Source organism: Streptomyces sp. NPDC054765 (genome assembly GCF_053612065.1).
This window is the reverse complement of the sequence record NZ_JBSHBP010000034.1, coordinates 1-12,798: the sequence shown is the minus strand read 5'-3', so window position 1 is coordinate 12,798 and position 12,798 is coordinate 1. Positions and strand designations below refer to the sequence as shown.

The 12,798-nt window shown below is 70.8% G+C and carries 12 protein-coding genes; 7 read left to right on the top strand and 5 right to left on the bottom strand.

Features of this window, described 5'->3' with window-relative positions; all coding sequences use genetic code 11:
* Positions 1–132: 132 nt before the first annotated feature.
* Complete coding sequence (locus tag ACWGJY_RS21465; RefSeq protein WP_453262417.1) at positions 133–1,092, bottom strand: alpha/beta hydrolase family protein; 960 nt, start codon at positions 1,090–1,092, stop codon at positions 133–135.
* Positions 1,093–1,765: 673 nt separating this feature from the next.
* Between ACWGJY_RS21465 and ACWGJY_RS21460 the strand changes: the two genes are divergently transcribed.
* Positions 1,766–2,191, top strand: a complete 426-nt coding sequence (locus ACWGJY_RS21460; RefSeq protein WP_453262416.1) for a DUF779 domain-containing protein — start codon at positions 1,766–1,768, stop codon at positions 2,189–2,191.
* Positions 2,192–2,377: 186 nt separating this feature from the next.
* Here the strand turns inward: ACWGJY_RS21460 and ACWGJY_RS21455 are convergent, their stop codons facing one another.
* Both ACWGJY_RS21455 and ACWGJY_RS21450 read right to left on the bottom strand, forming a co-directional pair.
* Positions 2,378–3,325, bottom strand: a complete 948-nt coding sequence (locus ACWGJY_RS21455) for a hypothetical protein (RefSeq protein WP_453262415.1) — start codon at positions 3,323–3,325, stop codon at positions 2,378–2,380.
* Positions 3,326–3,478: 153 nt separating this feature from the next.
* Positions 3,479–4,486 carry a LacI family DNA-binding transcriptional regulator gene (locus tag ACWGJY_RS21450; protein ID WP_453262414.1) on the bottom strand — a complete coding sequence of 336 codons (1,008 nt, stop codon included), beginning with the start codon at positions 4,484–4,486 and terminating at the stop codon, positions 3,479–3,481.
* 349 nt (positions 4,487–4,835) lie between these two features.
* Here ACWGJY_RS21450 and uriH point away from each other — a divergent pair, with 349 nt between their 5' ends.
* A complete protein-coding gene (gene uriH / locus ACWGJY_RS21445) occupies positions 4,836–5,783 on the top strand; it encodes a uridine-preferring nucleoside hydrolase UriH (RefSeq protein WP_453262413.1) in 948 nt (315 codons plus the stop codon).
* Entirely contained in the window at positions 5,780–7,222 is a 1,443-nt protein-coding gene (uriT, locus tag ACWGJY_RS21440) for a uridine transporter UriT (RefSeq protein WP_453262412.1), read from the top strand. Before uriH ends, uriT begins: the two co-directional genes overlap by 4 nt.
* A 153-nt stretch (positions 7,223–7,375) precedes the next feature.
* On the opposite strand, the gene ACWGJY_RS21435 is transcribed toward uriT, so the two are convergent.
* A complete protein-coding gene (locus tag ACWGJY_RS21435) occupies positions 7,376–8,551 on the bottom strand; it encodes a baeRF2 domain-containing protein (RefSeq protein ID WP_453262411.1) in 1,176 nt (391 codons plus the stop codon).
* A gap of 288 nt (positions 8,552–8,839) precedes the next feature.
* Between ACWGJY_RS21435 and ACWGJY_RS21430 the strand changes: the two genes are divergently transcribed.
* From ACWGJY_RS21430 to ACWGJY_RS21420, 3 genes are all read left to right on the top strand, one after another.
* Positions 8,840–9,256, top strand: coding sequence for a DUF2795 domain-containing protein (locus ACWGJY_RS21430; RefSeq protein ID WP_453262410.1), 417 nt, complete (start codon positions 8,840–8,842; stop codon positions 9,254–9,256).
* Between the two features lie 118 nt (positions 9,257–9,374).
* Complete coding sequence (locus ACWGJY_RS21425) at positions 9,375–9,857, top strand: DUF5709 domain-containing protein (protein WP_453262409.1); 483 nt, start codon at positions 9,375–9,377, stop codon at positions 9,855–9,857.
* Between the two features lie 176 nt (positions 9,858–10,033).
* Positions 10,034–11,341: an NAD(P)/FAD-dependent oxidoreductase gene (locus tag ACWGJY_RS21420; protein ID WP_453262481.1), complete on the top strand. Its 1,308-nt coding sequence runs from the start codon at positions 10,034–10,036 to the stop codon at positions 11,339–11,341.
* An 88-nt stretch (positions 11,342–11,429) separates the two neighbouring features.
* On the opposite strand, the gene ACWGJY_RS21415 is transcribed toward ACWGJY_RS21420, so the two are convergent.
* Positions 11,430–11,843, bottom strand: coding sequence for an Asp23/Gls24 family envelope stress response protein (locus tag ACWGJY_RS21415; protein WP_453262408.1), 414 nt, complete (start codon positions 11,841–11,843; stop codon positions 11,430–11,432).
* Between the two features lie 281 nt (positions 11,844–12,124).
* Here ACWGJY_RS21415 and ACWGJY_RS21410 point away from each other — a divergent pair, with 281 nt between their 5' ends.
* Entirely contained in the window at positions 12,125–12,766 is a 642-nt protein-coding gene (locus tag ACWGJY_RS21410) for a class I SAM-dependent methyltransferase (protein ID WP_453262407.1), read from the top strand.
* Positions 12,767–12,798 lie beyond the last annotated feature (32 nt).

The window sequence follows — 12,798 nt, the reverse complement described above, 5'->3', positions numbered from 1 at the left end:
TCCGTGAGCCGGTGCCGGGCCGGGCCGGAGGATCCGGCGGCGGCATGCCGCTGCCGTGCCGGTGAACCGTTCGGCAGGGAAGCGAGGTGACCGGAGCAGGCGTTCGGCGACACCCGCACCTGAGCGGGTGGCCTACTTGGACTCGACTCGTCCGAGCGGGTCGGGGCCGGCCGTCAGCGCGCCACGCGCCGCCTGCCAGGCGGAATCCCCGGGGTAGAGCTCGGTGCGGAGATAGGCCCAGGTGAGCCGCTGGACCGCAGACACCCGCTCGGGGTTCTCGTCCGTGGTCTCGGCGACGTCATATCCGGAGATCCCGCCGAGCCCGTGCTCCGCGTCGAACAGGGTGAGCAGGGACTTGGGGCCCGGGGACAGGAAGTACGGATCGGCATGCCAGTCCGGGCCCCGAACCGTCAGGTGGGCAGAGGCGTCCTTGTCACCGGCGACCACGAGCGTGGGCGTCGTCATCCCGGAGAAGTCCGTGGTCAGGAGGAAGGGAAGATTCTCGGCTGCGGACTCGCTGAGGGCATCGCCGCCCCCGCCGGGCGCGGCAAGCAGTACACCCGCCGCGATCCGGGGCTCCGCCAGGTTCACTTCCGTTCCGTCGTGCGGATCGGTGAGCCGGGCACCCAGCAGCAGGCTCGCGGTGTGCCCGCCCATCGAGTGCCCGGCTACGGCGACCTTGCTGTGGTCCAGACGTCCGAGGAGCTGCGGGACGGCGGACTCGATCACCTCGAGCCGGTCGAGGATGCGCGTCATGTCCTCGGCCCGTGATCGCCAGTACAGAGGCGCCCCGGGGGTGCCGGGATCCAGGCTCAGCGTCCTGGAGCTCAGATGGGTGGGCTGGATCACGACGAAGCCGTGCGCCGCCCAGAAGTTGGCGAGGGGGGCGTACCCGTTCAGCGAGGAGAGGTGGTGGGAGTAGCCCTGGCCGTGCGAGAGGAGGATGACCGGCAGGTCGCTCCCGGTCACGGGCGCGGAGACTCGCATCTCCAGGTCCACGGCCCGGCCGGGAGCTGACAGCACCACCGGACCGACCGAGAGGACGGGAGCGGGCGAGCTGAAGGTATCGGCCGGGTACGTCGATTCACTCATGATGCATATGTCCCTTGAATGACCCCTGCCGGCCCCATTCGGCCGGCGGCGGGTGAGGCGGTCAGGAGCGTCCGGCTTCAGCCGAACTGAAAGCGGAGCGTTGTTCCGATTACGATACGGAACACTGTTCCGCTTCGGCAGGGCTTTGTCAACGGCCCCTGGATGGAGGGCACGGCGCCCCCTACAGGCCTCCCGGCCGGCCCGGGGTGAGAGCAGGCCCGGTACGCACGCCTACGCACCGATGCGCGGCATCGGCAATCCGGCAGCGGCGTGACAGCGTCCCCGCCACTCCCCCACCGATAGGTCGAACTGCCCCTCCGGGGACGACAGCCGCCGCGGTCGTCCTGAGGGGGCACCAGTTCTCCGCGGGGCCACCGGGACCACCGGGCAGCGCCCGCCTCCGGCGGGGCCCGCCGGAACTGACGGGTCCGCCCTCGTGTGCAACCACCACGCAACGTTGCAGGGCGTTAACTGGGGCACTGCCTCTGTGGCGGCTCGGTGACCACGATCCGGCACCCTCCGGGCCGGCTCGCCGCCGTCCGGGGTGCGACGTCCGTTGTGGCCGGTCAGGGGAGGAACGGCACGTGTACCGACGAGAGATGCATGACCAGCTGGTCAGCCGCTGTGTGCGAGCGCCGGGGCGCTGTGGTGTGCAGAAGACGGGGTGCCGGTGATGGCCGGCGGTGACGGGCAGGAGGCCGCCATCGGGGACGCTGCCCCGCAGACCCCGTCCCGGATCGCGCTCAGCGCCGCGGCGACCGAACTGCTGCGCCTGCTGCGGGATCAGCACGGCCCGCTGATGTTCCACCAGTCCGGCGGCTGCTGTGACGGCAGCGCGCCCATGTGCTTCCCGGCCGGGGAGTTCCGTACGGGTGCGTCGGATGTGCTGCTGGCCCGGCTGACCGTGGAGGGCGTGCCGGAGCCGGTGGGGTTCTGGATGTCGGCGGACCAGTTCGAACGCTGGCGGCACACGCATCTGACCGTGGACGTCGTACCGGGTCGGGGCAGCGGCTTCTCCCTGGAGGCGCCGGAGGGCGTCCGCTTCCTGATCCGCTCGCGGTTGCTCACCGAGGAGGAACGCGCAGGGCTCGACGGCTGAGACCCGGCGAGCCGGGCCGGGGCCCCTGGGCCAGGCCGGGGAAAGAGTGAGGCCCCACGCACGGGGGAGAGCGTGAGGCCTCATTGGGTAAAACGGTCGGACGGCGCCATAGGTTCCACCACGGTGAAAATTTCGCAAGAAAATTCGTACGTGGTGTGCCTGGCGGCCCGGACTCCGAGGCTCCGCTCAGGCCTCGTCCTGCACCAACCGCTCCAGCACCTCCTGGAAGTCCGCGTCCGCCACCACCCGCAGCCCGCCGCCGTCCAGCGCGCTCAGCGGGGTCATCACGCCCCGGCGCCACCAGAAGACCCTGGGGCTGATGGCGCCCGCCGCATCCTCGTGGCCGGCCGCCGCGAACTGCGCCATGGCCTGCAACGCCGGGATGACCTGGGCATCGTGGATACGGTGGAACGCCAGCTGGTGGCGGAAGGGCAGGGCGACCAGCGCACCGTCCGACGTGAGCTCGGTGCCCATCAGCCGCTGCACCAGCTCGTCCAGCACCAGGACCCGGCTCGCGGTGAAGAAGGAGTCGCCGAGCAGCACCTCGAACGCCGAACCGTCGCCGCGCCGCACGGTCTCATGTCCCTCGACCGGCAGGGCGCGCAGGTTGTTCATCGCCCGGATACGCAGCTCGGCCACGTCCCCGAGGTCGGTCAGGGAGTCCTCGCTCAGCATCTGCACCGCCTCGGGCAGATCGAGGGCGAGCACCTCCCGCAGCCCCGGCGCCGGCTCACGGCCGTAGCGGAAGGAGTCCGAGGCGGGCAGCGTCTCCTGGGCGACCACACGCGGGTAGAGACAGGCCCGGATCTCGTCCTCGCTGAGGATCTCCAGCGGCTGCGGACCGTCCATCGTACGGAGCACCTTGCCGACGTGATCCCGGATCAGCGCGGGCCAGCTGCGCTCACCGCGGCGGTCGCGGTGGCACACCGCGGCGAGGTTGCCGAGGCCGAACTGCCGGCCCGCGGAGTCGGTGACCACGCCTGCGTAGGCGGTGACTTCGAGCCCGTGTTCCGCGAAGGCCTGCCGGACCTGTGATCTGAAGATGCCGCCTTCGCGCTCGGAGAAGAAGCTGAACTCCCCGTCACGTGCCAGGTCGCGGGAATCCCTCTTCGGTCCTCGGCGGAACAGGCCCATCTCTTCCTCCCGGCTGCGGCCACGCACAACGGCCTTGAATGGGCCGATCGTAACGGGTGACTCGCCGCCCTCGCCGCTCTGCTGCTCTGCCGCACACGGCTGTGACCGGCGTGGGAGACGAGGTGGTGGGGCCGGGTGGGACGTGACGGAACGTCAGTTGCCGGCCGGTGCGCTGGAGGCCCGTACGACCAGTTGCGGGGCGAGCCGGACCGTGTGCCGTGGCCCCGGCTCCCCTCCGGCAGGGCGCCGGCTCAGCAGGCGGGCGGCCTCGGCGGCCAGTTCACCGACCGGCTGGCGGACGGTGGTCAGCGCCGGGTCGGCGAGGCCCGCGAGCGGGATGTCGTCGAAGCCGGTGACGGCGACTTCGCCCGGCACCTCCGCACCCAGCTGCCGCAGACGTTGCAGCGCTCCGGCGGCGATGAGGTCATTGCCGCAGACCAGGACGTCCGGCCGGGACGGCCAGACGCGGTCGACGGCGGCCCGTCCCCACTCCACCGAGAAGTCGCCGAGCTCGATGCGCCCCGGGGCCGCGGGGTCCAGCGCCGCGGCCCCCGCCTCATAGGCCGCGCGCCGCTCGACCGCTGTCGACGCGGTCCCGGCGGCGCCGACGAAGCACGGGCGGCGGCGGCCGGTGGCCGCCAGATGATCGAGTACAAGGGCCATGCCGGCCACATTGTCGACGGCGACAAAGTCGGCGACACCGGGGCCACATCCACGGTCGAGCAGCACCAGCGGCACCCGGGCGGCCGCGCCCGCCACCGCGTCCCGGCTGCGGCGCTCATCGACGGGTATCAGCAGCAGGGCGTCGACCTGCCGCCCCAGGAACGCATTGATCCGGGCCGCCTCGGTCACCGGGTCGTCATCGCAGTCGGCGAGGAGTACGGCCCGCCCCTCGGCGTGCAGTGCATGCTCCAGCTCCCGGACGAGGGAGGGGAAGAACGGGTTGGTGATCTGTGGCAGCACCAGTCCGACGGTGCCGGTGGAACGGCTGCGCAGGGCGCGGGCCACCTGGTTGGGCCGGTAGCCCAGCCGCTCGGCCGTCTCGCGTACCGTGCGGGCGGTCTCGGCACCGACCGGACGGGTGCCGGCCAGGACGCGGGAGACCGTGGCAATGGAGCAGCCCGACGCCAGCGCGACATCCCTCAACGTGACTTCGGCCACCGTCTCCTGGTCCCCTCCGCTCGGCCCACCCGAACCGGAGGGAGCATACGCCCCCTTGCCCGCCTGGCAAACGTTGTCCCATGAGGCCTGGATCCCCCGATCGGTCCGCCCACCCTTCGTCCCGATAACGTCCGGATGGCCAGAGATTGAACCATTGACAACAGGCAGGTCTATGGGTCAAGTTTCCGGAGAACGTTTTCCCATGCTGCTCGCCCGTCGGCTGACCCCACGCCCGGACTCGCCCATGGGTGACTTCCGGGCGCGCTGTGCGCCGGAGCCCATGCCGGCCCGCACACACCACCACTTTCAGCACCGCTTTTCCGAGCAGCAGAGCAAAGGGGCTCTTCCGTTGGCCAGAAAGATCATCCTCGACTGCGACCCGGGGCATGACGATGCGATCGCCATGCTCCTGGCACATGGCAATCCCGATGTCGAACTCGTCGCCGTGACGACCGTGGTCGGGAACCAGACGCTGGAGAAGGTGACCCGCAACGCCTTGTCCGTGGCGCGGATCGCCGGGATCACGGGCGTGCCCTTTGCCGCCGGCTGCCCGCGTCCGCTGGTGCGGGCCATCGAGACGGCGCCGGACATCCATGGCGAGACCGGTCTCGACGGCCCCGACCTGCCCGAGCCGGCCATCGAGCTGGACCGCCGGCACGCCGTGGACCTGATCATCGACACGGTGATGTCCCATGAGCCCGGCGAGATCACCATCGTCCCGACCGCGGGCCTGACGAACATCGCGCTGGCCGTACGCAAGGAGCCGCGGATCGCCGAGCGGGTCCGCGAGGTCGTCCTGATGGGCGGCGGCTACCACGAGGGCAACTGGAGCGCGGTCGCCGAGTTCAACATCATCATCGACCCCGAGGCCGCGCACATCGTCTTCCACGAGAAGTGGCCGGTCACGATGGTCGGACTGGACCTCACGCACCAGGCGCTGGCCACGCCCGCGGTCGAGGAGAAGATCGCCGCGGTCGGCACCAAGCCCGCCACGTTCGTCCTGGAACTGCTGGACTTCTTCCGCGAGGCCTACCGCGAGAACCAGGGCTTCGCCCATCCGCCGGTCCACGACCCGTGCGCGGTCGCCTATGTGATCGATCCGGACGTCATGACCGTGCGCAAGGCCCCGGTGGACATCGAGCTGCGCGGTGCGCTGACGGTCGGAATGACCGTCACGGACTTCCGTGCGCCCGCTCCGGACGACTGCACCACCCAGGTCGCGGTCAAGCTCGACCACGAGCGGTTCTGGAACCTCATCGTGGACGCGCTCGAGCGGATCGGCGACGTCGAGGCATGAACGTTTCCACCACACAGCGCCCCGTCGAGGCGACGGACGGCGGCGGGTCCGGCGTCCGGATAGGCGTACTGGTCGCGGCGCTGCTCGCGGCGTGCTTCGCCTTCCAGCTCAACGCCAGCATGCTCAGCCCCGCGCTGAAGAACATCGAGGACACCCTCGGCGCCAGCTCCGCGGAGATCGGCCTCACCCAGACCGCGTTCTTCACCTCCGCGGCGCTGTTCTCGCTGTTCCTCCCGCGGCTGGGCGATGTCATCGGCCGGCGCCGGGTGCTGGCGGGCATGCTCGGACTGATGGTCGTCGGATGTGTGGTCGCCGCGCTGGCGACCAGCGTGCCGATGCTGTTCGCCGGCCGGGTCATCCAGGGCGTGAGCGGTCCGGTCGTCCCACTGTGCCTGATCATGCTGCGGGTCGAGGTGAAGGAGCCCAAGCGCTACGGCACCCTGCTCGGCGTGATCACCGCGGTCAACGGCGGTATCGCCGGTGTCGACTCCCTCGCGGGCGGCTACCTCGCCGACCACCACGGCTTCGGCTCGGTCTTCTGGGCCATGGCGGTTGTCGCTGCCCTGGCCACCGTGCTGGTCGCCACCCTGACTCCCGAGTCGAAGGCGCCCGTGGCGAGCCGTATGGACTGGCCCGGGGTCGCGCTGCTCGTGGTCTCCGTCGGTTCGCTGCTGACCGCGCTCAACGAGGCGGGCAAGCTGGCCGCCGCCGACTGGCCGCTGATCGCCGTCCTGCTCGTGCTGTCCGCGGCCTCCTTCGCCCTGTTCTGGCGGACCGAGAACCGCAGCGGACACCCGCTGGTCGCCACCCGGCATCTCAAGCAGCGCGCGACCTGGGCGACGCTGCTGACCACCGTGCTCACCATGACCGGCGTGTTCGCCGTCATGAACGGTCTGATCCCCGCCTTCGCCCAGGACGCACAGGCCGGTCTCGGGATGAGCGCCGAGGCCTCCGCGTGGTGGACGCTGTCCCCCTACGCACTCGCCGGACTGGCCATGGGCCCGCTGGCCGGCCGCCTCGCCGCCACCTTCGGCTACGGCCGCATCCTGCGGTGCGGCCTGGCCGGGTCCGCGGCGACGGTCGTCCTGATGCTGCTGACGATGCACACCCATTCGCAGGTCCTGCTGCTGGTGACGTCCATCCTGGTCGGCATCGCCTACGCGGGCGTGGCGAACATCGTCCTCAACGGGCTGGGCATCGTCCTCTCCCCCGGCGAGAACCCGGGCTTTCTGCCGGGCCTCAACGCGGGCGCGTTCAACCTCGGCGCGGGCCTCAGCTTTGCGCTCCTCTACGCGGTCAAGACCGCCGCCTCGCCGGCCGACCCGACGTCAGCCGGTGGCTACACCGCCGGCCTGATCGCCGGCGTGGTCATCCTGGCCGCGGCCATCGCCACGTCCTTCCTGATCCCGAAGCCGGTGGCGGCCGAAGCCCAGAGCTGAGCCGGCCGCCGCGTAACACCTCGGCGCCCGCCGACCGGATGCACGGTCGGCGGGCGGGTGTGCAGGGAGTCCATACGTCGCCGGTCCGACCGGCTCAACCGGCTCAACCGGCCGGGGATTGCCCGGCCGATGGGGTGCGTCACCTGACCCGGGTCACTCCGGTGCCGCTCCTTGCGTGTCTTCTGTGCCTTCCGTGCCTTCCCTGCCTTCCCTGCCGAGCAGCAGGGCGCCGAGTCCCCCGGACGGTGCCCGCTCGGGGTCACGGACCACCACGATGTCGGCGCCGGTCGCGGCCGCCGACCGCACCAGGGCGTCATCCGCCCGCGCGACGGCCGGATGCTCCTCTCCCAGAGACACCAACTCCGTTCCGCGGACGGCGAGTTGATCGGCGTCGGAGCCCACCCAGACCTGTCGTGCGATGTCCGCGCCGTGCGGACTGACCAGCAGGGTGCCGATCCGGTGCTCCCGCGCCGCCTCAACCAGGGCGGGGATACCGGCCGCGGCGTGCGGGGCGCGCTCGCTCCCGGGCCCGGCGCCCGTGCGGAATCGCTCCGCCACCTGTGCGATGTGTTCGCGTTCCTGGACCGCCCGGACATGGGCGATGTCCCGGTCCACCAGGGCGCTCTCGGCACCGGGCGCACGCCCACCGTGTTCGCTCTCGTACGTGAGGGCGCGCAGCGGTGCAGGCAGCTTGTCGTGCACCAAGTGGCGTTCGCGCGCCTCCCCGACCAGGACGACGACTTCGGCGCCGCAGTCGTCGAACGCCGCGCGCACCGCGTCGGCGATCTCTTCGGCGCTGTCCTCCCAGGAGTTCTCCGCCCTGGTCCGGACGTGCCGTTCGGACGGGTCGCCCGAGGAGCTGCGGGCAAGGGGCCGTTCGGTGCCACCGGCCCGGCCGGCGCCCTCGGTGCCCCGTTCGCCGAGCACGGCGAAGTCCGCTCCGGCCCGGTCCAGTCGGACCACGAGGCAGACGGGGTCGTCACCGATCGCCGCCAGCAGGGGGGTGACCCTAGGCACCGGGCCCCAGGCCGCGAAGGGGACCGCCGGGGGCCCGGGAAGCGGAGTGTCGAGCACGATCGCACCGTGCGCGGCGAACAGCGCCCGCCCGGCGTGTGCCCCGGGATCGTCGTCGCGCCGCATGAGCAGTGCCTCGTGCACCGCACCACAGGTGGCCTCGTCCGCGCCGAGCGCGAACAACTGTGCCGTGGTGGCACTCGCCGTCAACTCTTGCTCTGCCGCGGCGTCCTCGGCGGGATGCGGGACAGTGGCATAGACGGATGCCCAGGGGCCTGGCCGGTCGATGACCGGTTGCAGGAGCGAGAGTTGCATGGCGCTGCCTCCTTGGCTTCCTCGGATTCCGCGGATTCTCCCGTTGTGCACATGCTGTCATCGGTATGCGGTGGGGTGTCTTACGAATTCCCGTTCCCGATAGCCATATGCATGACGGGCATATGCATCTACCGTCACCTTCCGCGTACGTCCGGTTGATTTCCGTGTCCACGGCGGAAAACCCGTGGAAACGGTGGAAGAGCGCCGCCGGGTTGTTAGGCCCGGCGGACCAGGGAAACTGGGAGTAACGCGTCGGGTCCGTAAGACCCGTAGAGCCGGAGGCACCCCATGGTCATGGAACACGGCACGGACAAGACCGGCCCCGCCCGGGACGACGTCATGAAAAGGCAGCTGCGGGGGCAGATGACGGCGGAGCGCTCCCTGCGGACCGATGAGGAGCACGAACTCCAGCCGGCGGGAGAGGACCAGCCGGTAGCGGCGTGGTCCCCCGAGAGCGACTTCAGGGGCGGCACACCGAGCGGTATGACGGAGCAGGATGTCGGGCTGCGCTCCGAACTCGCCCAGCACCTGGGGCGGAGCCTGTATCCGGCCGACAAGAACGCGATCATCGAGACCCTTCGGCGGAACAACGCACCGGACCGGCTGGTCGCGATGGCCGAGCGACTGCCCGGACACGAGCGGTTCGGCAATGTGCAGAGCGTCGCCCAGGCCGTCGGCATCGCGACGGAGCACCGACGCGCCTGAGCCGGGCCTGTCCCGCCGCTGGCGCTGCCGCAAGACGCCATGAGGCGGACAATTGGTGGTACACGCACCTGCCGCACCCCGCGGCCGGGCCACTGGACGGGAAGTAGGGAGGGCGGTTATGTCCGACGACGCGATGGGCGACGAGGTCTATCAGCCGCCCCGATCCGACCCCCAGGACAACCCCAACGACCTCGACATGGAGGACGCCCTGGACGAGCCGGACCTCGACGAGACGCTGGACACGGGCTATTCGCCTCCGGAACGGCCCTTCGTGGTCAATCACGAGGGGACCACCGCGCAGGAGCTGCACGATCGCGAGACGCTCGACCACCGGCTGGCCGTGGAGGAACCGGACGTCTGCCCACCCGACGGCGACGGTATCGGCGACCTGCCGGGCGGGGTCGGTGAACCCACGGACCTCGAATGCGGCGACGAGCGGGCGGGCCGTCTCGTGGGCTCCGACGAGGGTTTCTGGCGCGGGGGCAGCAATGACATCGCGGCCCGGGATGTCGGGATCGACGGCGGCGCCGCGTCGGCGGAGGAGGCGGCGGTGCATATCGCCCGGGACAACGCGGGGGACGGGGAGCGGGAGAGCGGCTGACCCCCTCCGGATTCCCTGGTGGCAACCTCTCCTTCGCACCCCGCGGCCGCCTCGGCGGCCACCTGCTTCAGCGTCCGCCCGCAGAGCGCCGACCGGGCCCCGTACGAGGTCCGGCCCGGCGTGTGAGCACTACCTCGCCCGCAGGAGTCCACGTGAATCGACGTCGTCCTCGGATCGTGATCGTCGGAGCCGGTTTCGCCGGTTACGCATGTGCCCGCACGCTCTCCCGGCTGGCCAAGGGGGCCGCCGAGATCGTGCTCGTCAACCCCCACGACTACTTTCTGTATATGCCGCTGCTGCCGGAAGTGGCGGCCGGAATTCTGGAACCCCGCCGTATTGCGGTATCGCTCACCGGCACTCTGCCGGGCATCCGGCTCGTCCTCGGGGAGGTTCATGCCGTGAACTTCGACGCCCGTCGGGTGCGCTGCACCGACCCGGAGGGCCGTGCGGGCTCCCTGTCCTACGACCGGCTGGTCCTGACCGTCGGCAGCGTCAACAAACTGCTGCCCATCCCCGGCGTCGCCGAGCATGCCCACGGCTTTCGCGGTATGCCCGAAGCGCTGTACCTCCGCGACCACGTCACCCGCCAGATCGAACTGGCCGGTGCGGCCGAGGACCCGGCCGAACGGTCCGCCAGGACCACCTTCGTGGTGGTGGGCGCCGGATACACGGGCACCGAAGTCGCCGCCCACGGTGTGCTGTTCACCGATGACCTGGCCCGGCAGAACGTGGGAATGCAGGACGGCCCGCGCCCCCGCTGGCTGCTGCTGGACGTCGCCGACCGGCTGCTGCCCGGACTCGACGAGCGGCTCTCGCGCACCGCCGACCGGGTCCTGCGCTCCCGCGGCGTCGATGTCCGCACCCGCACGTCCGTCAAGGAGGCGACCTCGGCCGGTGTGCTGCTCGACGACGGCGAGTTCCTTCACAGCCGCTCCCTGATCTGGTGTGTCGGCGTACGGCCCGACCCGCTGGTCGACTCGTTGGGGCTGCCCACCGACCGGGGACGACTGTGTGTGGACGAGTTCCTCGGCGTGCCCGGCCGGCCTGGGGTGTTCGCCTGCGGTGACGCCGCGGCCGTCCCGGACCTGACCCGCCCCGGTGAGGTGACGCCGATGACCGCCCAGCACGCCCAGCGGCAGGGCAAGGCCGCGGCACACAATGTGGCGGCGTCCTGCGGCCAGGGCTCACCGCGCGCCTACGAGCACCACGATCTGGGGTTCATGGTCGACCTGGGCGGTCTCCAGGCCGCGGCGAACCCCCTGCACATCCCGCTCTCCGGCCCGCTCGCCGAAGCCGTCACCCGCGGCTACCACCTCATGGCGATGCCGGGCAACCGGATCCGGGTGGCCGCGGACTGGCTACTGGAAGCGGTGCTGCCGCGCCGCGGCGTGCAGCTGGGTCTGCTCAGTTCCTGGTCGGTGCCGCTGGACACGGAATCCCCCGAAGTCCCCCGTCTGCCGGGCGGCAAGCCGGGAACGGCGTGACTCCTCGCTCCGCAAGTGGCGGTGCGAGGAGCCACGGGGCTGTGGCGCCGGCCGCGGGGCTGTGGCGGTGCGCCGGCCGCGGGGCTGCCTACTGCACCCGGTCCGGTTCGCCTTCCTCCTCTTCGAGCCACACATCGCTGACCGCGATATTGACTTCCACGACTTCGAGACCGGTCATCCGCTCCACCGCGGATATCACGTTCTCGCGCACGGCTTTCCCCACTGCGGGGATGATCTCGCCGTAGTCGACGATGACGTCCAGGTCGACCGCCGCCTGTTTCTCGCCGACTTCGACCTTGACGCCGTGCGGGGTGGTCGCACCTCCCCCGGGTACGCGTTTGCGCAGGGCTCCCACCGATCTCGCAAACCCGCTGCCCAGGGCATGAACTCCTGCCACCTCGCCGGCTGCCAGAAAGGCGATTTTCGCGACCACACCGTCGGCAATGGTCGTGCGCCCCAGGTCCCCGGCGTTCCGCGACCCGCGTTCTGCGAACTCGGCCATCGCACATCACCCCTTTGCTCCATTGCGGGGAAGTCTTCGGCCCCTCTCTTCACGCTATGGCCGTATGGGTGACGCTGCCTCCCGAAACGGAAGGGGCCGTCCCGGGACCGGACCGGCTCCCACCTTTGCCGGTTCAGCAAAGAACTTTGCCAACGTCCGCATCCCCGGCGCACCCTCCCCTCCAGGGCGGTGCGGCGCGGCAGCGGCCGCACCGCAGATGCCCCAAGGCCAATGAAGCAACAAAGGCCGGAGCACCATCCGGCTCGCACCAGGAGGATGGATTGACGAACCACGACAGCACCGTCACGGACCACGAGTTCTGGGACGCCCGCTACTCGGAGAGCGAGCAGATGTGGAGCGGACGCCCCAATGCCCCGCTGGTCCGGGAAACCGGTGATCTCCCACCGGGCCGGGCACTGGACCTGGGATGCGGTGAGGGGGCGGACGCGATCTGGCTCGCCGGACAAGGCTGGCATGTCACCGCCGTCGACATTTCCCGTGTCGCCCTCGGCCGGGCGGCCGAGCACGCGGCAGCGGCCGAGGTCTCCCACCGCATCGACTGGCAATGGCACGACCTCAGTTCCTCGTTCCCGGCCGGCAGTTTCGACCTCGTCTCCGCCCAATTCCTGCACTCCCCCGTCGAAATGCCGCGCGACGAAATCCTGCGGAACGCCGCCGCGGCCGTGGCACCGGGCGGAGTGCTCCTCGTCGTCGGACATGGGGGAGCTTCCTCCTCGGCACCCGACCCGCACCCTGACATCCACTTCCCGACCCCGGACGAAGTCCTCAAGGCGCTCGATCTCCCGGACGGGGAGTGGGAGGTCCTGCGCAGCGAGGAGTACGAGCGCGCTCAGACCGGCCGCGACGGGCAGCCGGCCCCCCGCAACGACAACACCCTGAAACTCCGCCGCACCAGGGCCTGACGCTGTGGGTGCACCTCAGGATCTGCCTGAGG